General features: G+C 72.8%; 19 protein-coding genes. 10 read left to right on the forward strand and 9 right to left on the reverse strand.

What is annotated here, in order from left to right; translation table 11 throughout:
• Window positions 1-116: 116 nt before the first annotated feature.
• Window positions 117-1289 carry an acyl-CoA dehydrogenase family protein gene (locus tag ACZ45T_RS08160; RefSeq protein WP_468438627.1) on the forward strand — a complete coding sequence of 391 codons (1173 nt, stop codon included), beginning with the start codon at window positions 117-119 and terminating at the stop codon, window positions 1287-1289.
• A 23-nt stretch (window positions 1290-1312) separates the two neighbouring features.
• Here the strand turns inward: ACZ45T_RS08160 and ACZ45T_RS08165 are convergent, their stop codons facing one another.
• Window positions 1313-1558: a hypothetical protein gene (locus ACZ45T_RS08165; RefSeq protein WP_468438629.1), complete on the reverse strand. Its 246-nt coding sequence runs from the start codon at window positions 1556-1558 to the stop codon at window positions 1313-1315.
• A 1826-nt stretch (window positions 1559-3384) separates the two neighbouring features.
• Between ACZ45T_RS08165 and ACZ45T_RS08170 the strand changes: the two genes are divergently transcribed.
• Both ACZ45T_RS08170 and ACZ45T_RS08175 read left to right on the forward strand, forming a co-directional pair.
• Complete coding sequence (locus ACZ45T_RS08170) at window positions 3385-4518, forward strand: Rv3169 family protein (protein ID WP_468438631.1); 1134 nt, start codon at window positions 3385-3387, stop codon at window positions 4516-4518.
• Window positions 4519-4615: 97 nt separating this feature from the next.
• Complete coding sequence (locus ACZ45T_RS08175) at window positions 4616-5707, forward strand: phosphotransferase family protein (protein WP_468438633.1); 1092 nt, start codon at window positions 4616-4618, stop codon at window positions 5705-5707.
• Window positions 5708-5756: 49 nt separating this feature from the next.
• On the opposite strand, the gene ACZ45T_RS08180 is transcribed toward ACZ45T_RS08175, so the two are convergent.
• On the reverse strand, window positions 5757-6245 hold the full coding sequence (locus ACZ45T_RS08180; protein WP_468438635.1) for a hypothetical protein: 489 nt from the start codon (window positions 6243-6245) through the stop codon (window positions 5757-5759).
• Between the two features lie 217 nt (window positions 6246-6462).
• On the opposite strand from ACZ45T_RS08180, the gene ACZ45T_RS08185 reads away from it, so the two are divergent.
• The 4 genes from ACZ45T_RS08185 (at window position 6463) to fxsA (ending at window position 10381) form a co-directional block, all read left to right on the forward strand.
• Complete coding sequence (locus ACZ45T_RS08185; RefSeq protein WP_030011705.1) at window positions 6463-6903, forward strand: Lrp/AsnC family transcriptional regulator; 441 nt, start codon at window positions 6463-6465, stop codon at window positions 6901-6903.
• 69 nt (window positions 6904-6972) lie between these two features.
• Window positions 6973-8601 (forward strand): amidohydrolase, encoded by a 1629-nt coding sequence (locus ACZ45T_RS08190; protein ID WP_468438637.1) that lies wholly within the window; start codon window positions 6973-6975, stop codon window positions 8599-8601.
• Between the two features lie 326 nt (window positions 8602-8927).
• Entirely contained in the window at window positions 8928-9701 is a 774-nt protein-coding gene (locus ACZ45T_RS08195) for a polyprenol monophosphomannose synthase (RefSeq protein ID WP_468438639.1), read from the forward strand.
• Window positions 9702-9784: 83 nt separating this feature from the next.
• Window positions 9785-10381, forward strand: coding sequence for an FxsA family membrane protein (gene fxsA, locus ACZ45T_RS08200; protein WP_468438641.1), 597 nt, complete (start codon window positions 9785-9787; stop codon window positions 10379-10381).
• Between the two features lie 84 nt (window positions 10382-10465).
• Here the strand turns inward: fxsA and ACZ45T_RS08205 are convergent, their stop codons facing one another.
• The 3 genes from ACZ45T_RS08205 to ACZ45T_RS08215 form a co-directional block, all read right to left on the reverse strand.
• Window positions 10466-10840, reverse strand: a complete 375-nt coding sequence (locus tag ACZ45T_RS08205) for an RNA polymerase-binding protein RbpA (RefSeq protein WP_031146696.1) — start codon at window positions 10838-10840, stop codon at window positions 10466-10468.
• 314 nt (window positions 10841-11154) lie between these two features.
• On the reverse strand, window positions 11155-12576 hold the full coding sequence (locus tag ACZ45T_RS08210; protein WP_468438644.1) for an MFS transporter: 1422 nt from the start codon (window positions 12574-12576) through the stop codon (window positions 11155-11157).
• Between the two features lie 68 nt (window positions 12577-12644).
• Window positions 12645-13415: a glycerophosphodiester phosphodiesterase family protein gene (locus ACZ45T_RS08215; RefSeq protein WP_468438646.1), complete on the reverse strand. Its 771-nt coding sequence runs from the start codon at window positions 13413-13415 to the stop codon at window positions 12645-12647.
• Between the two features lie 225 nt (window positions 13416-13640).
• On the opposite strand from ACZ45T_RS08215, the gene ACZ45T_RS08220 reads away from it, so the two are divergent.
• Entirely contained in the window at window positions 13641-15143 is a 1503-nt protein-coding gene (locus ACZ45T_RS08220; RefSeq protein WP_468438647.1) for an SCO1417 family PLP biosynthesis transcription factor, read from the forward strand.
• A gap of 331 nt (window positions 15144-15474) precedes the next feature.
• Here ACZ45T_RS08220 and ACZ45T_RS08225 read toward each other — a convergent pair whose 3' ends face one another.
• Window positions 15475-17106, reverse strand: a complete 1632-nt coding sequence (locus tag ACZ45T_RS08225) for a hypothetical protein (protein ID WP_468438649.1) — start codon at window positions 17104-17106, stop codon at window positions 15475-15477.
• A 72-nt stretch (window positions 17107-17178) separates the two neighbouring features.
• Window positions 17179-17373 (reverse strand): hypothetical protein, encoded by a 195-nt coding sequence (locus tag ACZ45T_RS08230; RefSeq protein WP_030031218.1) that lies wholly within the window; start codon window positions 17371-17373, stop codon window positions 17179-17181.
• A gap of 303 nt (window positions 17374-17676) precedes the next feature.
• Here ACZ45T_RS08230 and ACZ45T_RS08235 point away from each other — a divergent pair, with 303 nt between their 5' ends.
• On the forward strand, window positions 17677-18093 hold the full coding sequence (locus tag ACZ45T_RS08235; RefSeq protein ID WP_468438651.1) for an ankyrin repeat domain-containing protein: 417 nt from the start codon (window positions 17677-17679) through the stop codon (window positions 18091-18093).
• A 330-nt stretch (window positions 18094-18423) separates the two neighbouring features.
• Entirely contained in the window at window positions 18424-19821 is a 1398-nt protein-coding gene (locus ACZ45T_RS08240; RefSeq protein ID WP_468438653.1) for a HEAT repeat domain-containing protein, read from the forward strand.
• 202 nt (window positions 19822-20023) lie between these two features.
• Here the strand turns inward: ACZ45T_RS08240 and ACZ45T_RS08245 are convergent, their stop codons facing one another.
• Both ACZ45T_RS08245 and ACZ45T_RS08250 read right to left on the reverse strand, forming a co-directional pair.
• Window positions 20024-21118, reverse strand: a complete 1095-nt coding sequence (locus ACZ45T_RS08245) for a hypothetical protein (RefSeq protein WP_468438655.1) — start codon at window positions 21116-21118, stop codon at window positions 20024-20026.
• A complete protein-coding gene (locus tag ACZ45T_RS08250) occupies window positions 21115-21687 on the reverse strand; it encodes an RNA polymerase sigma factor (RefSeq protein WP_468438657.1) in 573 nt (190 codons plus the stop codon). The genes ACZ45T_RS08245 and ACZ45T_RS08250 overlap by 4 nt, the downstream gene beginning before the upstream one ends.
• Window positions 21688-21739 lie beyond the last annotated feature (52 nt).

Genomic DNA, 21739 nt, shown 5'->3' on the forward strand with positions numbered 1-21739 from the left:
CAGCCCCGCCCGTGATCCGGGCCGGGCAGGATCGGCTGCAAGAGCACCGAGACCCGGCGCCGCGTCCCACCACTCACGCGTCGCCGCCGTGCCCGACCAGGGAGGAGAGCGCCGCCATGACCGACCGCGCCCCGCAGCCGGTGGACCGTCAGCTGCCCACCGAGGAGTCCCGGGACCTCCTCGCACTCGTACGCGAGATCGCCCAGAGGGAGATCCGCCCCCGAGCCGCCGAGGAAGAGGACTCCGGACGCTTCCCGCGAGAGGTCTTCACCCTCCTCTCCGACGCGGGGCTGCTCGGCCTCCCGTACGCCGGTGAGTACGGCGGCGGCGAGCAGCCGTACGAGGTCTACCTCCAGGTCCTGGAGGAGCTGGCCGCGGCCCGCCTCACCGTCGGTCTCGGCGTCAGCGTGCACTCCCTGGCCTGCCACGGCCTCGCCGGTTACGGCACCAAGGAGCAGCAGGGCGCCCACCTGCCCGCGATGCTCGGCGGCGGCCTGCTGGGCGCCTACTGCCTCTCCGAGCCGGCCGCCGGCTCCGACGCCGCCTCGCTCACCACCAAGGCGGTGCGCGACGGCGACGACTGGATCATCACCGGCACCAAGGCCTGGATCACCCACGGCGGAGTCGCCGACTTCTACACCGTCCTCGCCCGCACCGGCGTCGAGGGCCCCAAGGGCATCACGGCCTTCCTGGTCCCCGGGGACGCGGAGGGCCTGAGCGCGGCCGTGCCCGAGAAGAAGATGGGCATGAAGGGCTCGCCCACCGCCCAGCTGCACTTCGACGGCGTACGGGTGCCCGACTCCCGCCGCATCGGCGAGGAGGGGCAGGGCTTCTCCATCGCCCTGGCCGCACTGGACGCAGGACGCCTGGGCATCGCGGCCTGCGCCATCGGCGTCGCGCAGGCAGCGCTGGACGAGGCGCTGGTGTACGCCCTGGACCGCAAGCAGTTCGGACACCCGATCGCCGACTTCCAGGGGCTGCGCTTCATGATGGCCGACATGGCCACCAAGATCGAGGCGGGCCGGGCGCTGTACCTCGCGGCGGCGCGGCTGCGGGACGCGGGCAAGCCGTTCTCCCGTCAGGCGGCGATGGCCAAGCTGTTCTGCACCGACGCGGCGATGGCCGTCACCACGGACGCGGTGCAGATCCTCGGCGGCTACGGCTACACCGCGGACTTCCCCGTCGAGCGGCTCATGCGCGAGGCGAAGGTGCTCCAGATCGTGGAGGGCACCAACCAGATCCAGCGCATGGTCATCGCCCGCCACCTGGCAGGCCCGGAGACCCGCTGACGGACCCGCCGCGCAGGCCCCGCCTAGTACAGCCCGCTGCTGCTGGTGGGCCAGATCGGGGACGACGTGAGCCGGGACCACTCCGGATCGCGCCGCCCGGGCAGCGTGCGGCCGGCGTCGGCCCACCGGGCCAGCAGATCACGGTAGATCGGCGGATCGGGAGCCTGCTGCTGCTCACGCAGAGGCTGCTGCTGGCGCTGAACCGATTCTTCGCAACCCGGCGGCGTCGGACGACGCCGCCGGCCCGTTGCCGACTGAAGCATGGTCATGCACGGCCAACGCGAGACCGAAGGGCTGGGTAATCGCCCCCGGTGCCCGGGTATCCGTTCGAGCCGTCCCCGCGGGGGCGGGAGTGGGGGCGGGGGCGGGTCGTGCGGCGGGGCTTCGGCGGGCCGGGGGCTGGGCGGACGGCGTTAGCCGGTGCGGCGGTGGCTTCGGTGGGCGAGGCTGGGCGGACGGCATCAGAACGTCGGGCGTTGGCTCCGGGTGGCGGGGCTTGGCGGGCGGTATCGGCCGGTGCGGCGGGGCTCGGGCGGCCGGGGCTCGGCGGGCGGCAGGAGTCTGTGCGGCGGGGGCTTCGGTGGGCGGGAGCTCGGGCGGGCGGCATCGGGCTGTGCGGCGGTGGCTTCGGTGGACCGGAGCTCAGCGGATGCCATCAGGCTGTGCGGCGGTGGCTGCGAGTCGCGGGAGCCCCTCGACCGGAATCAGAGTGGGTTTGGGGGTTTCCCGGCAGTCTCATCGTCTCTCCGTGTCGGGCCGGTCCCTCAAGGGCGCTCCTACGTCGCGTCGCTTCGCGATGGCCTTCGGCCACCCTTGACCGACCGTCCCGCCACGGACATACGAAGACTGCCGGGAAACCCCCAAAGGAACGGGCCGGTCCGAGCTTTCCAAGACGGGCACATCAGCGATGGACGGGCCGGTGCCGGCGGGCAGATCCCCAGGAGCGGGCCCATCTCCATCAGATCCGGGGTCTGGGGCGGCCAAAGCTCCACCAGACGGCGGCCAGACCGAGCTGGCGACCAATCAGACGGGGTGCACGCGTCAGATCGCTACGCGCTCCTCGACTACGGCGGCTGCCGGCCGTCTGGGGCCGTTCATAAGCCGCCACAGCCCTTGGATGCTCCTCAATGACTGCGTCTGACGGCTGTCTGGGGACGTGCAGGCGTCAGACAGCGGCTATACCGAGCTGTACTCGGGTGAGGGAGGGTGGGCGGCCGAAAGGGCCGTCCGTTTGCCCCAATTGCCCCTTTCTGTCCCTGCATTTGTGGTGACGAGGTCGCTCTGATGCGGGTAGAGCTCGGCTGAGGTGAGCAATCGCCCCTCCGGACCCCTCATCAGCCCGCATTGGTCCCCGTCAGCCCCAGGCGGCTGGCAGTCGCCGTCGTCGGGGAGCGCGTAGCGTCGCGTAGCGATCTGACGCGCCCCGAGCCCCCGGCCCCGGATCTGATGGAGATGGGGCCGCCTCGGGGGCTGGGCCGCCGGCACCAGACCCGACGGTCTCCGATCTCCCCGTCCCTGGAAAAGAACGCCCGGCCCGTTCCTTTGGGGGTTTCCCGTCGGTCTTCGTATGTCCGTGGCGGGACGGTCGGTCAAGGGTGGCCGAAGGCCATCGCGAAGCGACGCGACCGAAGGGAGCGCCCTTGAGGGACCGGCCCGACACGGAGAGACGATGAGACTGACGGGAAACCCCCAAACCCTCTCTGATTCCGCCTGAGGGGCTCCCGCCCGCCCCCGAAGCCGCCGCCCAAGATCCTGATGCCGGTCGCCGGCTCCCCCCGGCTTTAGCCGTCCCCGTCCGGTCTCGACCCGCTTCGCGGGCTGCCGCCGCCTCACCCCCGCCGCGCGATCCCATCCCTCCGCGCGGCTGCCGCCGCCGAAGCCACCCCGCGCGCAACGCCGCCCCCGCCCCGCCTCACCCCCCGCCTCGCCCCCCGGCGCGCCGTGCCCGTCTGTCAGACCGTGCCAGAAGGGTGGCCTCCAGCCGGGTTTCTGACGTACCGTCATATCCGCTTGAGCCGCCCCCCGCTCTCCAAGCCCCGAAGCCCTTCCGAAGCTTCTCCGAAGCCCCCGAACGCGTCCGTCCTGGAGGTTCGCCATGCCCGCCGACCGGCCCGTCGCCCTCGACGAATACCCCATCCACCAGGCTCCCTTGTCGATGAAGCACCTCGTCAGCGGCGACCGGAACGCCTACGACCGCTGCATCTTCCACGTCTTCGACCACGCCGGTCGCGCCGTCCTCATCCTCGGCCTCGGCGTCTACCCCAACGCCGGGGTCATCGACGCCTACGCCACCCTCCGCATCGGCGACGAGCTCCTCGCCGTCCGGGCCTCCGACGCCCTCACCGACGAGCGGATGAACCTCTCGGTGGGACCCCTGTCCATCACCGTCGACGTCCCGCTCAAGCAGCTCACGCTGCGCTGCGCCCCCGACCCGGCCGACCCGCACGGGCTCTCGTACGACGTCACCTGGACCGCGGAGTTCCCCGCCGTCTGGGAGCCCCACCACATCCAGCGGCGCGGCGACCGCCTCATGCTGGAAGGCCGTCGCTTCGTCCAGGCCGGCAACGTCACCGGCACCATCCGCGCGAAGGGCGAGGAGTTCACCCTCACCCCGGGGGAGTGGACCGGTACCCGCGACCGGAGTTGGGGCGTGCGGCCCATACCCGGCGAGGACGGCGGCCGCGCCGCCGAGGAGTACCGCCCCGAGGGCTTCCACTGGCTCTGGGTCCCGGTCCGCTTCGAGGACCGCTTCGTGATGGTGATCGCGCAGGAGGACGCCGACGGCCACCGCACCCTGAACGAAGCCGTGCAGGTCTTCCCCGAAGGCAGCGGCCGGAACGACGTCCAGCTCGGCTGGCCGCACACCGACATCCGCTACCGGCCCGGCAGCCGGCACCCCGAGAGCGCCGTCGTCCACCTCACCGACCCGGCCCGCAAGCCCCTCGAACTGGGCGTGGAGATCCTGAACTCCTCCCCGCTCGCCGTCGGCGCCGGCTACCCGCCCGCCGCCGACTGGCAGCACGGCACCTGGCAGGGGCGGGGCTGGACCGACCGCCGCGTCTTCGACCTGTCCGACCCCGCGGCCCACCCGATGGCCGCCTTCGGCGTCACCGACCACTCGGCGCGCTTCACCCTCGACGGCCGGGTGGGACACGGCATCTTCGAACACGGCAGCTTCGGCCGCCACGACCCGAGCGGCTTCGCCGACTACTCCTCCGTCGCCCAGTAGACCGGTAGCAGACCGGTACCCCCGTAGTTCGGTTGCCCAGCAGCCCCGTAGGAACTCGTAGGAACTCGTAGGAACTCGTAGGAAGGGAGCCCATCCCATGGCCACCGCTCCACGTCCGCGCACCTCCACCCGAGAGCCCGAAGAGCTCGGCCGCCGCCTCGCCGCCTGGCTCGACACCAGGCTCCCCGGTGCGAAGGTCGCCAACGTCTCCGTCCCCGGCTCCAACGGCATGTCCAGCGAGACCCTGCTCTTCGACATAGAGCACCCCGACGCCCCGCTGCGCGCCTGCGCGCTGCGGCTCGCCGCCGACCCGGCCGCCTACACCGTCTTCCCGACCTACGACATGCCCCGCCAGCACCGCGTGATGAGCCTGGTCGCCGAGCACACGGACCTGCCCGTCCCGCGCGTGCAGTGGCTGGAGGAGGACCCGGGGCCGCTGGGGGCGCCGTTCTTCGTGATGGCCCGTGCCGAGGGCCGGGTCCCGCCCGATGTCATGCCCTACACCTACGAGGGCAATTGGCTGCACGCCGCGACCGACGCCGAACGCGCGGGTCTCCAGGAGGCGAGCATCTCGCTCCTGGCCCGTCTGCACGACCAGTTCCCGGCCAAGGAGGCCGAGTTCCTCCTCCCGGCCGGCGAGGGCAGCCCGCTGCGCCGGCACGTGGACGCCCAACGCGCCTACTACTCCTGGGTGGTGGGCGGGCTCGCCCCGTCCCCGCTCATCGAGCGGGCGTTCGCCCGCCTGGAGGAGCTGTGGCCGGCCGACGAGGGCCCGGCCGTCCTCAACTGGGGCGACGCCCGCATCGGCAACGTCATCTACGACGGTTTCACGCCGGCGGCCGTGCTGGACTGGGAGATGGCGGCGTACGCCCCGCGTGAGGTGGACCTCGGCTGGACCGTCTACCTCCACCGCTTCTTCCAGGACCTCACGGTCAGCTTCGGCCAGCCCGGCCTGCCGGACTTCCTGCGCCGCGAGGACCTGGAGCGCCGGTACGCCGAACTCACCGGGCACACCCCGCGGAACATGGAGTTCCACACCCTGTACGCGGCCCTGCGCCACGGCATCGTGATGCTGCGCATCGCCTACCGGCAGGCGCACTTCGGCGAGGTGGAGATCCCGGCGGATCCGGACAGCCTGATCCTGCACCACGCCAGCCTGGCCGCCATGGTGCAGGGGACGTACTGGTAGCGAGCGGGGATGTAAGAGAAGCGAAGGGAGCGGAGCGCCCGGGCGACCGTCAGGCCGCCTGTGCGTGCTGCTGCCGCGTCTGCGCCTGCGGCTGCGGCAGTACGGGGCTCACCACCCGGACCGGACGCGAGCCCGGGCCGCCGACGTGCGAGAAGGGCTGCGTCCGCCAGTCCAGGCCCTGGGGCAGGGCCGAGAGCACGACGGGTTCCGGCTCCTGCGCCTCCACCGGCTGGATCATGCCGACGGTGGGCAGCGCGTCGGTCGCGGGCCGCCCGGTGCCCGCGCACACCGTGAGCCCGAAGGGGTTCCACGGGGTCAGGCAGAGCGCGTGCTGCGGCAGGTACTCCTCGTCCGCGACGAGGGCGATTGACTGGCCGCAGTCGGGGCAGATGGCGTGGTGGATCTCGAATCCCTCGGTGTCGTCGAGGTATTCGCCGTCTTCGGCGTCCTGAGCGTCCCGCGGGAACGTGCCGTTCCCGGAATCGAGCGGTTCCAGGGGCCCCGGTTCGGTGCGACCGGCGCGCTTGGTGTTCAGCATGGATGTACTCCCCCTTGGGTGGGCCGGGCGGGCAGGTTCTGCGGCCTCGGCCACAGCAACCACTTCCCGCCGAGCGTCACGAGTAACCACAACAGACCGGCCTGCCCTTGCATACCCCTGTGGCCTTGGTCACATGCCTGGCGCAGATGCCTCCAGTGGGCGGACACCGCTGTGCCTGGAGGGCCATTGGGCCTTAAGTTGTGCGGCTATGAGCGCAATGGAGGAGCTGGACCGCCAGATCGTGGATCTGCTCGTGCGGGACGGGCGGATGAGCTACACGGACCTGGGCAAGGCCACCGGACTGTCCACGTCGGCAGTCCATCAGCGAGTACGCCGCCTGGAGCAGCGCGGGGTGATCCGCGGCTACGCGGCCGTGGTCGACCCGGAGGCCGTCGGCCTGCCGCTGACGGCGTTCATCTCGGTCAAGCCCTTCGACCCGAGCGCCCCGGACGACATCGCCGACCGGCTGGCCGGCGTCCCCGAGATCGAGGCCTGCCACAGCGTCGCGGGCGACGAGAACTACATCCTCAAGGTGCGCGTCGCCACCCCCCTGGAGCTGGAAGACCTCCTGGGCCGCCTGCGCGCCCTCGCGCACGTCTCCACGCGCACCACGGTGGTCCTCTCCACCCCCTACGAAGCCCGCCCGCCCCGCGTGTAGCCGGTGTCCGGCGCCCCGCGGGGGACCCGGCGGTCGGACGGGGGAGGGGGACGCGGGAGACTGGTCGGCATGACTGACCGCACCGCCCACTCCGCCGACGCCGCCGGAGCACCGACCAGGACCGTCCTCCTCCGCGGGGGCGAGGTCCACAGCCCCGCCGACCCCTTCGCCACCGCGATGGTCGTCGAGCGCGGCCACATCGCCTGGGTCGGCTCCGAGGGCGCCGCCGACGCCTTCGCGCAGGGCGTGGACGAGGTCGTCGACCTGGGCGGCGCGCTCGTCACGCCCGCCTTCACCGACGCCCACGTGCACGCCACCTCCGCGGGTCTGGCCCTGACCGGGCTGGACCTCTCCGGGGCGCGCTCCCTGTCCGCCGCGCTGGACCTCGTACGGGTGTACGCCGCGAGCCGTCCGGCCGACCGGGTGCTCCTCGGGCACGGCTGGGACGCCGCACGCTGGCCCGAGCGGCGCGCACCGCGGCGGGCCGAGCTCGACGAGGCCGCCGGCGGCCGCCCGCTCTACCTGAGCCGCATCGACGTGCACTCGGCCGTGGTCACCACCGCCCTGCTGGACCTGGTTCCGGGGGTGCGGCCCGACGGGGACGAGCCGCTGACCCGGGACGACCACCACGCCGTGCGGCGGGCCGCGCTGGCCGCCGTCACCCCCGCTCAGCGCGCCGAGGCCCAGCGGGCCGCCCTCGACCGGGCCGCGTCCCTCGGCATCGGCTCGCTCCACGAGTGCGGCGGGCCCGACATCTCCTCCGCCGAGGACTTCACCGGCCTGCTCGCCCTGGCCGCCGAGCGGCCCGGGCCGCGCGTCTTCGGGTACTGGGCCGACCGGGACATCGACCGGGCCAAGGCGCTCGGGGCCGTCGGAGCCGCCGGGGACCTCTTCGTCGACGGCGCCCTCGGCTCGCACACGGCGTGCCTGCACGCCCCGTACGCCGACGCCTCGCACACCGGCACCGGCTACCTCGACGAGCACGCAGTCGCCGAGCACGTGGCCGCCTGTACCGAGGCGGGCCTGCAGGCCGGCTTCCACGCCATCGGCGACGCCGCGATCACCGCCGTCGTGGAGGGCGTCCGCAAGGCCGCCGAGCGGGTCGGCCTGGCCCGGGTCCGCGCCGCCCGGCACCGCGTCGAACACGCCGAGATGATGACCCCCGCCGCCATCGCCGCCTTCGCCGAGCTGGGCCTCACCGCGTCCGTGCAGCCCGCCTTCGACGCGGCCTGGGGAGGCGAGGACGGCATGTACGCCGACCGGCTCGGCGCCGACCGCGCCCGCACCCTCAACCCGTACGCGGCCATGCTCAAGGCCGGTGTCCCGCTGGCCTTCGGCTCGGACGCCCCCGTCACCCCGCTCGACCCGTGGGGCACCGTCCGCGCGGCCGCCTTCCACCGGACCCCCGAGCACCGCATCTCCGTACGGGCCGCCTTCACCGCCCACACCCGGGGCGGCTGGCGGGCGCTGGGCCGCGACGACGCGGGGATCCTCGTCCCCGGCGCCCCCGCCGACTACGCGGTCTGGCAGACCGGTGAACTGGTCGTCCAGGCCCCCGACGACCGGGTGGCCCGCTGGTCCACCGACCCCCGCTCGGGCACTCCCGGACTGCCCGACCTGACCCCCGGATCGGACCTGCCGGTGTGCCTCGCGACCGTCGTCGGCGGGCGGGAGGCATTCGTACGCCCACAGGGGTGATCCGGCGGGCCTGGGTTCGGTACGGGCGGTCGGACCCGGATAAGTTCGGCCGGGTCCACCACAGGACGTCCGTGCCGGACGGATCCGTCTGCTCAGCGCGCCCGCGCCTCGGGGGCGAGGGAAGGTTTCGCCGGTGGGGGCACCCAGCGGTAGCTGGGGGAGGTGGCCCCCGGTCGGGGCCCGGCGGTCCAGTAGACAACGGTCACGGCGGCCCGCATCCAGCGGCCTTCTGACCGGCCCGAAGGACCGCGGGCCCCGACCGCTGTTCTAAAGTCATCCTCTGCGACCAGACGTACAGGACGTGCAAGCGCACAAAAGGGGACTCAGTGAGCGACGGCGGACAGCGGACCTACGGGCCGCTCGGTACAGCCTTGGTGATCATTCCGACCTACAACGAGGCGGAGAACATCGGGCTGATCGTCGGCCGCGTCCGTGCGGCGGTGCCCGAGGCCCACATCCTGGTCGCGGACGACAACAGCCCCGACGGCACCGGCAAGCTCGCCGACGAGCTGGCGGCCGGCGACGACCACGTGCACGTCCTGCACCGCAAGGGCAAGGAGGGGCTGGGCGCCGCCTACCTGGCGGGCTTCGTCTGGGCCCTGGAGGCCGGGTACGGGGTGATCGTCGAGATGGACGCCGACGGCTCCCACCAGCCGGAGGAGCTGCCCCGGCTGCTCACCGCGCTGGCCGGTGCCGACCTGGTCCTCGGCTCCCGCTGGGTGCCGGGCGGCCGGGTCGTGAACTGGCCCAAGAGCCGCGAGATCCTCTCGCGCGGCGGTTCGACGTACTCCCGGCTGATGCTGAACGTCCCGATCCGCGACGTGACCGGCGGCTACCGCGCCTTCCGCCGCGAGACCCTGGAGGGCCTCGGCCTGGACGAGGTGGCCTCCGCGGGCTACTGCTTCCAGGTCGACCTGGCCCGCAGGGCCGTGCAGAAGGGTTTCCGCGTGGTGGAGGTGCCCATCACCTTCGTCGAGCGTGAGTTCGGCGACAGCAAGATGAGCAAGGACATCGTGGTGGAGGCCCTGTGGCGGGTTACCCAGTGGGGTCTCAAGGCCCAGGCGGCCAAGCTGCTGGGCAAGCCGGACCGCAAGGTCTGACGGACCCCGGACACACCCCCTAGGGGATGTCCGGTACCTCCGGCTGAGGCCACTTTTACGCGGCTCCGGGCACACTGGTCGGTATGACGACCGGCACTGGATCCATGCGGTCGGGTACCTCGACCGCCCCCCGGCGGCGCTCGCCCGCCCGCACCTTCCTCCCCCTGGCGATCGCCGCCTGGCTGATCCTGGAGATCTGGCTGCTCAGCCTGGTCGCCGGAGCCGCCGGTGGGGTGACCGTCGCCGCGCTGCTCGCGGGCGGGATGGTCCTCGGCGCGGTGGTCATCAAGCGGGCGGGGCGGCGGGCCTTCAAGAACCTGGCGGACACCTTCCAGCAGGCCCAGCAGGGGCAGCAGCCCACCCCGCAGCAGCCCGGCCGGGGCAACGGCCTCACCATGCTGGCGGGCCTGCTCCTGATGCTGCCGGGCCTGCTCTCCGATGTGGCGGCCCTGTTCCTGCTGCTCCCGCCCGTCCGGGCCTGGTTGGGCCGCCGGGCGGCCCGCTCGCTGGAGCGGAAGATGGCTTCGGCTCCGGCCGGCCCCTTCGGCGACGCCTTCCAGCAGGCCCGCATCCACTACCCCGACGGCAAGATCGTCCAGGGCGAGGTCATCCGCGAGGACCGGCCCGGGCAGCAGCACGACGGCCCGGACACGACGTACCGCCCGCCCCTGGCCCCGTAGGAGCCGACGGGCAGGAGAAAGCCGAAGGGGCCCCGCCACACTGAGTGTGGCGGGGCCCCTTCGGCTTATCTGTTCGTCCGGCTGTCAGGCGGACTTGCGGCTGTCCCGCGGATGCACGGCAATGTTCATGGCGCCGGAACGAAGGACCGCAAGCCTCTCGGCCAGCACTTCCTCCAGCTCCTCGCGGGTGCGCCGCTCCATGAGCATGTCCCAGTGCGTTCGCGCAGGCTTGCCCTTCTTCTCTTCGGGCCCGTCCCCGTCCACCAGGAGTGCCATGGCGCCGCACGCCTTGCACTCCCACTCCGGCGGAATGTCTGCCTCAACCGAGAACGGCATCTCAAATCGATGTCCGTTCTGGCATGCGTACTCCACCGCCTGGCGCGGGGCCAGATCGATGCCGCGGTCCGTCTCGTAGCTGGTAACCACGAGGCGCGTACCGCGGAGAGCTCGCTCACTCATGAATCGTGCCTCCCGGGCTTTGTCGCCCACAGGACAGGTGTCGCTGTCGTCGTCATCCGGTCAACGTCCGGACTGCGGTATAGATTCCCGCTCCGGGTCATGCGTCGCCCGTCGTGCCGCCCCTTGTTGTACCCACCAATGCCCGTTTTGTCACATCTGGCAGCAGATGTCACCCAACGTCTACACTTCTCAAGCGCGCAGTAACGGTCCGCCTGGCAGGCCAAAGGCGTACACTACCGGCCCTTTGCTTCAACGTCTAAATTCGTTCGGAATTCGTTCGTGGATCCGGGCCGTGCGCGCTCGTGGACCCGCTCTCAGATCCGCTCCGGTACAGGATTGCCTGCCGCTTCCACCGCGCGCCGCACCGGCACTCTCGCCAGCAGCACGAATCCCAGTGCGAAGAAGACCACCAGCGAGATGATCGCGTCCCGGTAGCTGCCCGTGACCTGGTAGGTCAGGCCGAACACGAGCGGCCCCACCCAGCTCAGCCCGCGGTCGCTCATCTCGTACGCCGAGAAGTACTCGGCCTCCTTGCCCGCCGGCACCAGGTGCGAGAACAGCGAGCGCGACAGCGCCTGGCTGCCGCCCAGCACCAGCCCGATCATCGAGGCGAGCGCGAAGAACCACACCGGAGTCCTGGCGGGCAGGAAGTAGCCGGCCGCCAGCGTCACCGCCCATGCGGCCAGCGAGCCCAGGATCGTCCGCTTGGCACCGTAGATCCGCGCCAGCCGGCCCATCCCCAGCGCGCCCGCCACCGCCAGGATCTGCACCAGCAGCACCGCCCCGATCAGCGTGGACTGCTCCAGTTCCAGCTCCTCCGAGCCGTAGATGGAGGCCTGGGAGATCACCGTCTGCACGCCGTCGTTGTAGATCAGGTACGCGAGCAGGAACGACAGGGTCAGCGGGTAGCGCCGCATGTCCCTCAGCGTCGCGACGAGCTGCTTCCAGCCGCTGAGCGCCGGCGCCGACCCCGGCTCCCGGACCACGGCCCGGTCCCGCAGCCGGCGCAGCGGGATCAGCGCGAAGGCGCCCCACCACAGGCCCGCCGAGGCCAGACAGATCCGTACCGCCATGCCCTCGGTGAGGCCGAAGGAGTCGTGGCCCATGTAGAGCACCAGGTTCACCACGAGCATCAGCGAGCCCGCGGTGTAGCCGAAGGCCCAGCCCCGCGAGGAGACGGTGTCCCGCTCGTCGGGCGTGGAGATCTGCGGCAGATAGGCGTTGTAGAGCACCATCGAGACGGACAGCGAGGCGTTGGCCACGATCAGCAGCAGCCCGCCCAGCAGGTAGCGCTCACCGCCGAGGAAGAACATCCCGGCCGTCGCCGCGGCGCCCGTGTACGCGGCCACCGCCAGCAGCGGCTTCTTGCGGCCGGTCCGGTCCGCGACCGCCCCGGCCAGCGGCATCATCAGGACGGCCAGGATCACCGAGGCCGAGACCGAGTAGGCGAAGAAGGAACCGGCCCGCACCGGGATGCCCAGCGGGTGCACGAAGCCCTCGGCGTCGGCGGCGGCCTTGGCGATCGAGGTCAGGTACGGCCCGAGGAACACGGTGAGCACGCTCGCCGAGTACACCGAGACGGCGAAGTCGTAGAAGTACCAGCCCCGCTGTTCGCGCTTGCGCGCGGCCGCCGCAGCCGTCGCGGCCGCGGACGTGACGGCCGGTCTGCCGTCCTCCGCGCCCGGCTCCGCACCCGGTTCCGCTTCGCCGGTCTTCCTGGTGTCTTCGGCACTCATGTGGTGTCCCCCTCGCTGGTCCCCGTACCGCAGCGGCCGCCGGGCCCGCGCGGCGGCCCAAGAGCGAGTCAGGCCCAGGCTCCGCGCCGGTCCAGCACCGTGCGCAAGATGTCGATCTGGTCGGTCATGATGCCATCGACACCCAGGTCGAGGAGAGCCTCCATACGTTCCGGTTCGTTCACGGTCCACACGTGCACCTGGAGTCCGCGCTCGTGCGCGGTCCGTACGAAGCGCCGGTCGACCACGCGGATGCCCGCCTGGGTCTCGGGCACCTGGGCCGCCACCGCCCCCACGCGCAGCGCCGCCGGGATCGCGTACGAGCGCAGCCGAAGGCCGACCACCCCGCGCACCCCGTAGGAGGTCGCCAGCCGGGGGCCGGCGATCTTCTGGGCGCGGGCCACCCGGCTCTCCGAGAAGGAGCCCACGCAGACCCGGTCCCAGATCCCGGTCCGCGCGATCAGGTTCACCAGCGGGTGCAGCGCCGATTCGGCCTTGACGTCGATGTTCCAGCGGGCGTCCGGGAACTCCTCCAGGAGCTCCTCGAACAGCGGCAGCGGCTCGGTGCCCGCCACGCGGGCCTCGCGGACCCGCGCCCAGGGCAGCTCGGCGATCCGGCCCCGGCCGTCGGTGACCCGGTCCAGGGTGGAGTCGTGGAAGGCGACGAGCTTCCCGTCGGCCGTGGCGTGCACATCGGTCTCGAAGTACCGGTAGCCCGCGTCGGCCGCCCGGCGGAAGGCGGCGGCGGTGTTCTCCAGGCCGTCCGCGGCACCTCCCCGGTGCGCGAAGGGAATCGGAGCCGGGTGGTCCAGATACGGATGGCGAAGGCGTACGTGCGTCACGGCGGCAGTATCCCCCGTGGCGGGAGGGGCCGGTGGTCGGCGAGGTGAACGGCGGACGCGACCGGGGCCGTGTCGGGTGCCGCCCGAGCCCGCGCCCGGGTGCGAAGGCCGAGGCCCCTGGTGCGAGTGGACTGGCGCGTGACAGTCTGTGCCGCAGGTATCAATCCAATCCAGGCCCCCGACGTGCTCCGTCGAGGCCAATCCGACGAAGGTGGACCGGACGCCATGGCCGAATGGACCTCAGCGGTCGGCGCCGCTCAGCTCGCCCGTCTCATCAGCTCGCAGCAGGAGCGGACCGCCGTCTCCGGCGCCCGCAAACCGCCCGCGTACCGCACCCTCGCCGACGGGATCCGCCTCCTCGTCCTGGAGGGCCGCGTCCCGGTCGCCGCCCGGCTCCCCGCCGAGCGGGAGCTGGCCGTCGCCCTCTCCCTCAGCCGCACCACGGTCGCCGCCGCGTATGAGGCCCTGCGCGGGGAGGGGTTCCTGGAATCGCGCCGGGGCGCCGGCAGCTGGACCTCCGTACCGGCCGGGAACCCGCTGCCCGCCCGCGGTCTGGAGCCGCTGCCGCCCGAGTCCCTCGGCTCGATGATCGACCTCGGCTGCGCCGCCCTGCCCGCCCCCGAGCCCTGGCTCACCAAGGCCGTCCAAGGGGCGCTGGAGGAGCTGCCGCCGTACGCGCACACCCACGGGGACTACCCGGCCGGCCTGCCCGCGCTGCGCCGGATGCTCGCCGACCGCTACACCGAGCAGGGCATCCCCACCATGCCCGAGCAGATCATGGTCACCACCGGTGCCATGGGCGCGATCGACGCCATCTGCAGCCTCTTCGCCGGGCGCGGGGAGCGGATCGCCGTCGAGTCCCCCTCCTACGCGAACATCCTCCAGCTCATGCGCGCCGCCGGGGTGCGCCTGGTCCCCGTCGCCATGGCCGACGGGCTGGCCGGCTGGGACATGGACGTCTGGCGGCAGGTGCTGCGCGACTCGGCCCCCCGCCTCGCCTACGTCGTCGCCGACTTCCACAACCCGACCGGAGCCCTGGCCTCCGAGGAGCAGCGCCGCGCCATGGTGGAGGCCGCCCGGTCGGCCGGCACCGTCCTGGTCGCCGACGAGACCATGCTGGAGCTCCAGCTGGACCCGGACCTGGAGATGCCCCGGCCGGTCTGCTCCTTCGACCCGGCCGGCAGCACGGTCATCACCGTGGGCTCCGCCAGCAAGGCCTTCTGGGCGGGCATGCGGATCGGCTGGGTCCGCGCCGCCCCCGACGTCATCCGCAGCCTGGTGGCCGCCCGCGCCTACGCCGACCTGGGCACGCCCGTGCTGGAACAGCTCGCGGTGAACTGGCTGATGCGGACCGGGGGCTGGCGGGAGGCCGTCGGGATCCGCCGCGACCAGGCCCGGGACAACCGCGACGCGCTGGTCGCGGCGGTGCGCCGGGAGCTCCCGGACTGGGAGTTCGAGGTGCCCCAGGGCGGGCTGACCCTGTGGGCCCGCGCCGGCGGGCTCTCCGGGTCCCGGCTGGCCGAGGTGGGGGAGCGGGTGGGCGTACGGGTCCCCTCGGGGCCGCGGTTCGGCGTGGACGGGGCCTTCGAGGGCTATGTCCGGCTGCCCTTCACCGTGGGCGGGCCGGTGGCCGAGGAGGCCGCGTCCCGGCTGGCGGCTGCGGCCCGGCTGGTCGGCACGGGCGCGGGCGGCGGCGGGGCGGAGCCGCCGCGCACCTTCGTGGCGTAACCGCTGATTGCGCCGGGGCGCCCCGCAGGCCGCACGGGCCCCCGCCCGCCGGTTTCGGCGGGGCCGGGTGTGCGTCGGGGCGTCCCCGCAGGGCGCCGAACACAACACCGCCGCACTACCCGACCCCTGGCCACGTTCGGCGCCCGAGGAGACGCCCCGGCGCGCGCCCGGCCCCGTCGGAACCGGCCCCCGACCCGACCCCGCCGGGGAGGGCACCGGTAGCCAGTGCGCCGCTGCGCGGATCCTTCCCCCACCCCGCCCCTTCCCGAAACTGGGGCTCCGCCCCAGACCCCACGCCTCAAACGCCGGCGAGGCTGGATTGGGCCGCGTCCTACGGAGCCTCGGCCGGCACCTCCGGAATCTCCGGGGCATCCAGAGCCGAGCCCTGGGCCGGCGGCTGCCCCTGGAGCGGTTTGCCCGGCGTGGTGTGGCCCTGGCCGCCTCCCGCGCCCGGCGCCGGCCGCTGCGGCAGCAGCTCCAGTACGGCCTGCCGGTACACCGGGTGCGTGGCCTCGTCGTACGGGTCCGGGGTGGCGGGCACCTGCAAGCGGTGTACGGGACCGGTACCGAGCCGGGCGTACCCGCGGCCCGGCGGCACGTGGGCCGTCGGCGTGGTGTGCGGCGGCAGCCCCAGCACGTCGGCGATCTGCTGGATCGCGGCGGGCCCGAGCACGACCCGGGCGCGGGTGTGCTGCCAGACGGCGTCGTGCAGCAGCTCCAGGTGGTCGAACTGCTCGGCCACCACCACCGTGACGTGCGCGGGCCGCCCGTGCCGCAGCGGCACCTGCAACTGGGCCAGCGGGTCGGGGCGCCCTTCGGCGACGGCGAGGTGGGCCAGCACGCTCGGCTGGTCCAGCAGGATCCACAGGGGGCGCCGGGTGTCCTCGGGCGCCGGCCGGCCGGCCTCCCGGGCCCGGTGGGTGGCGATGAGCCGCCGCTCGGTCTCCCGCGCGGCCCATTCCATGGTGGCCTGCGCCCCGGTCGGCCCGCATTCCACGGCGAGGACGCCGCTGCGGCCGGCCAGGCAGGCGTAATCGCCGCTGCCGCCGCCTTCGACGATCATGACGTCGCCGCCGTGCCGCAGGGCCTGGAGGGCGATGGAACGGAGCAGGGTGGAGGTGCCGCTGCGGGGCTGGCCGACGGCCAGCAGGTGGGGTTCGGTGGAGCGGGGCCCGGTGCGCCAGATGACCGGCGGCACGTCGCGGGGCTCGTCGCCCTCCAGGACGGGCAGGGTGCGCTGCACGCTGCCGGCGTCGGTGAAGCCGAGCACGGTCTCGCCGGGCGAGGTGACGAACGGCTGGGCGGCGATGCCCGTCGGCAGCGCCGCCAGCACACTCAGGTCGAGCTGGTTGCCCTCCTCGTCCCAGTCGAAGAGATACTCGCGTCCGCGCCCGGACTTGGCGTGCAGCAGTGCCTCGATCCGGGCCCTTGAGGCGGCCTCGCCATCGGTGAAGTAGGCCGGGTAGCGGATGTGGAGCCGGGTGATGCGGCCCGCCTCGTCGAACTCGTAGCCGCTGAAGGCCTTGTCCCACTCCCCGCCGTGGGCGAAGAGCGGACTGGGGTCCTCCGGGATGGAGAAGTACGGCACGAGGGCTTCGTAGAGGGAGCCGAGCCGTTCGGTCTCGGCATCGCTGGGCCCGGTCTTCACCGGATTGCGGTCGCGGCCCTGCCAGGCCGCCGCCGCCATGAGGGTGATCAGGGCGATGAGCGGGCCGTAGGGGACCAGTGCGACCACGAGGACGCAGGCGGCTCCCAGGAACAGCGCGGGACCACGCTTGTCCTTGGGGGTCTCGGCCCACTTGCGCCGCCCGGCCGAGGCCAGGATGCGCAGGCCGCGTCCGATGGTGAGGAGCGGATGGAGGACGTCCGTGGCACTGTCGGCGGCCGTGCGAGCGAGGTCGCGGCCCCGGGCCAGCGACGTGGTGCCGCTGCTGAGGATGCGGGGAAGTGGGCGCCGGGCCACGGGCGTCTCCTGGAGTTGTGGGTGTGACGGGTGTTTCGGGTGTTGCTGGTCGTGCGCTGCGGGGTGGCCGGGCTAGAGCTTGATCCCGCCGAGCAGGCTCGCGAGGCTGGCCGTGCTCGCCGTGATGCTCGGGGCGATGGCGGAGCCGGCGAGGAAGAAGCCGAAGAGCGAGCAGACGAACGCGTGCGTCAGCTTCATCCCGTCCTTCTTGAAGAAGAGGAAGCAGATGATGCCGAGCAGGACCACGCCTGAGATGGACAGGACCATGAGAGGTTCTCCTGGTTGGTGGGGACAGTCACCATCAGTTCTTCCAGGCTCACAGGAAGTATCAATGCGACAAAAGGTGCATAAGAGTGAATCCGTGAGTTTTTCACTTGACCGGCTCACCCCGGCTGGCGCGTCCGGCGCGCAGGGGGTGCTGGGTGATCCTTGCCTCGGCCCGGGCCGTACATGTGCAGGCCAGGGCGCTACTCTGGCGATTCACCCGTACGGACGCAGCGCCGTGCGCCCCCCTGCCCGCACGGCCCGGGGAAGCTTCATGCCAGCAGCGAGTGAAAGGCGGTACGCACGATGAGCGAGCACACCGAAGGCGCCTCCGGCGAAGTCCCCGACGAGGACGTCATCGAACTGGCCACCAAGATCTTCGACCTCGCCCGCCAGGGGGAGACGCAGACGCTCACCGCCTACCTCGACGCCGGGGTCCCGGCGAACCTCACCAACGACCGCGGCGACACCCTGGTCATGCTCGCCGCCTACCACGGCCACGCCGACGCCGTCACGGCCCTGCTCGCCCGCGGCGCCGAGGCCGACCGCGCCAACGACCGCGGCCAGACCCCGCTCGCCGGCGCCGTCTTCAAGGGCGAGGAGGCCGTCATCCGCGCCCTGCTCGCCGGCGGGGCCGATCCGAACGCCGGAACCCCCTCCGCCGTGGACACGGCGCGCATGTTCGCAAAGGCCGACCTGCTGGAACTCTTCGGAGCCAAGTAGTCCGCTTTTTGCCGGGCTGGGAGCGCCACAGACCTCACAGGTTGGTCACGGCGGCCGTAAATGTGGTCGCGGTGCACAAACCGGCTGGGTCATCATGGCGTCGGATTCGATTCGCGAGCACGGGGGACGGGCAGGAGCGGGCAGGACACAACGGGTGTCCCGGCCCGGCCCTGCGGAACCGGCTCCCATGGTCACGAAGCACCGACGAGAGTGAGAAGGCAATGGTCTACATCGAGCGGAACATGACGGCGGACGTCCTCACATGCTGTTACGCGGCCCTGTGAATCCCGATTCCCGGTTGCGTCCCCAGCTTGATTTGAGGCCATTCCCATGTTCGAACCAGTCATAGCGCCGAGCGGCACCCTGCTCGGGCTCCTCCAGCGGGGCCGCGGCGACGGCACGCTGCACGCACTCGCGGCACCCAGGGCGGAGGCCCTCGAGGCCCTCAACCAGTGCGTGCTCCGCGACCCGCGCCAGGACTGGCAGGTCGAGAACCGCTCGCTGTACTACGCCAGGCTGTACCTGGATCTCGACGGCCCCCTGGGCGAGATCGAGGCCCACCTCTTCAGCGCCGAGGACCTCCTCGACGAGGAGGACCACCGGACCGGCCTCGCCCTGTCCGTGCTGGGCCACCTGGCCTCGTACGGCCGCGACGACGCGCTCATGCTGCTGCGCCGGTACGCCGCCTCCGGGGCGAACTGGGCCTGGGCCCTCGACGAGCTCGCCCTGCGCGACGACGACGAGGGGCTGCGGTCCCTGGCCGCGCCCGTCCTGGCCCGCTTCCCCGCCACGGCGGAGGGCGAGGCGCGGCTGGCCGCCGCCGTCCGCGACGCGTACGAGCCCCGGCCGTGGTGGCTGTGGGAGGAGTCGCCGCAGTACGGGGAGCGCCTGCGCGCCGCCCGTCAGCAGGGCTCCTTCGACCGCTGGCAGCGCCAGCTCACCCCGAACGGGCCCCGGCCGGGCTGGGGAGTCCAGGCCGTCTTCGACTGGGCCGCCGACGGGCTGCGCCGCGGCACGCCGCTGCACGTGCCCGCCGCGCGCTGCCTGGCCGCCGTGGCCGCGCCCGAGGACCGGGCCGCCATCCTCGCGGCCGCCGCCGGTGCCTCCGGCGAGGCGGCCCGCGCCACCGCCCTGCACCACCTGGTCCTCGCCGAACCGGACAACCCGGCCGTGCTGGACCTCATCGAAGCCGCCGCCGACGAGCCCGCCGTGGCCGCCTACGAGCGCATGTGCGGCTCCGAGGCCGTCGATCGGGCCCGGCGCTGGGTCCACCGCCCCGACGCGCTGGGCGCGGCCGCCGCGGCCACCCTGGCCGCTCGGGGCGGAGCCGAGGACGCGTCCCTGGTCCTGGGCGCCCTGCGCTCCACGGTCCGCGGCTCCGGCCCGGACACGCAGCGGCTGTTCGCCCTGGTCGACGGAGCCGGCCGCCTCGCGATCGGCTGCGCGGCCCCCGTACTGCGCCACATCTACCGCGAGACGGCCTCGTCCCACCTGCGCGGCCGGGCCGCGCGCGCCCTGGCCAGCACGGACCCCTCCTTCGCGGCGGGCTTCGCGGTCGAGTGCCTCTGGGACTGCGAGGAGACCACCCGCGAGGTGGCGGCCCACCACGCCGAAACCGCCGACGCGCGGGTCGCGCCCCGGCTGCGCCGCCTGGCGGCGGACCCGGCGGAGGAAGAGGACGTCCAGTCGGCCGTGCGGAGCCGGATCGCGCCGGAGTCCCCCGTGTAGGAGGGACACCGTGGGCGGCACTGCGGTTCCACGTTTCGGGAACGCGAACGGCCCCGGCCGACGGGCATCCGGATCGAACCGGGCCTGAAGGCGGGGCCGTTCCGCGTGCCGGCCATCGAGCCCTGCCGACACCTGATCGTGGTCGTCTCGTCGCGGGCACGCGTGCGCCCCGGCCCTGAGGGGCCGGGGCGGAAGGCCGGGCTTACCGCGATGACGTACTGGGCGGTGACGCAGGAGGCTGGGAACTGCCCTGGCGTTCCTTGAGCTTGGCCTGCAAATCGGCCTGCAACCTGGCCTGTTCTTCGTCGCTCGGGGAGAAGTCGATCTCGCAGGGCGTGACCTTCGACGTCTCCTTCACGCCGTACCGGACCTGCGCGTAAGGGCTTGATGGCCTGGCCTTCGAGAACACGAGCGTGTAACCCGGAGGGACCGTCTTCGAGTTGATCTTCAACGTGGTTCCGCCCCCCATGCGGAACAGATCGGCCTCGGGGTCGGCCTGCGGACCGCGGTAGCCGCCACCCATGTGCGAGCACTCCGACGCGGGCTTCATCTCGGTCACCGCGACGCTGACCCCCTGCGCCTGAAGCCTCTTCACCAGTTCGGGCAGTTCATCAGGCGTGGGCACCGCGACCTCGATCGTCTTGCCAGTGTCCTTCGGCGGCTCGGTGGCCGCCTTCAGCGCTTCTTCCAAGCCCTCGGAGTAGTCGATGTGGCAGGACGCGACCTTGGACGTCTCGATCACGCCGACGCCGCGCCCCCACTGACCCAGCGGGTGGTACTCCGCCCATTCGAACGTGAGCGAGTACCCCGGGGGGACCGTCTTCGCGTTGACCTTCAGGTCGAAGTCGCCCTTGCCGGACTGCATGATCTCGGCCTCCGGGTCGGCCTGCGGACCGCGGTACCCACCGCCGGGCTCGGAGCACTGGGACCGCGGCCGCATCGGGATCAGAACGGCGGGGACCCCCAGTGCCTTCAGCTCGTCCACCAGGGCCGGGATCTGGTTGTTCTCGGGCAGCTTGAACCGGAGCGAGCCGTCCGGATCCTTCTTGATCTCGGGCGCGTCCGTGGCCGAGGGGCTCGGCGAGGCGGTGGGACCACCGGCGGGCAGCGAGCCGTTGCGGGCGCTGCCGGGCAGGGCCATGACGGCGACGACGGCGGCCGTGGCGACGCCCACCACGAGGGGGATGCCATAGCGGCGGGCGGAGGTGGGTGCCGGCGACGGGGCCGGGGCCTCCGGGAGGCGGGCCAGGAGCGCGGCCTTCAGCCGGTCCTCGAAGCCGCTGGGCCGGGTGCTCATCGGGCTACCTCCAACTGGCGTTCGGTGACGGCGCCCGGGGCGCTCAGCGCGCGCCGGGCCCGGTGCAGGCGGACCCGGACGGTCGCCTGGGTGACGCCGAGGGCCTGCGCGGCCTCGGCCGGGGTGAGTTCGTCGACGACGACCAGGTCGAGCGCGGCGCGCAGCGGCTCGGACAGCGCCGCATGGCGCTCGGCCAGGGCCCTGAAGGCCCGCTGCGCGTCGATCCGTTCCTCCAGCGCCGCGACGTCCTCGTCGTCGAGCAGCCGGCGTCCGCTGAGCCGCGCCAGCGCGCCGCTCTCGCGGGCGCGTCCCCGGGCATGGCCCGACAGGACGTTGCGGGCTATGCCGAACAGCCAGGCGACCGGGGCTCCCCTGTGGCCCCGGTAGGCCCCGGCCGATCCCATCGCCGCGAGAAAGATGTCGGCCGTCAGGTCGGCCGCCAGGTGCGGGTCGGCGACCCGGCGGGTGACGAAGCCGAGGACCGCGTCGATGTGCTCCTCGTAGAACGCGCCGAACCCCTCGGGCGTGGTGAGATCCGGTGGTCCGGTCTCGTGTCGTGGGCTGCGCACCCGGTTCCTCCCCTGCGTCGGGGACCCCGTCGGCCCCCTCACCCTGTACTTG

Source organism: Streptomyces sp. NPDC030995 (genome assembly GCF_055571215.1).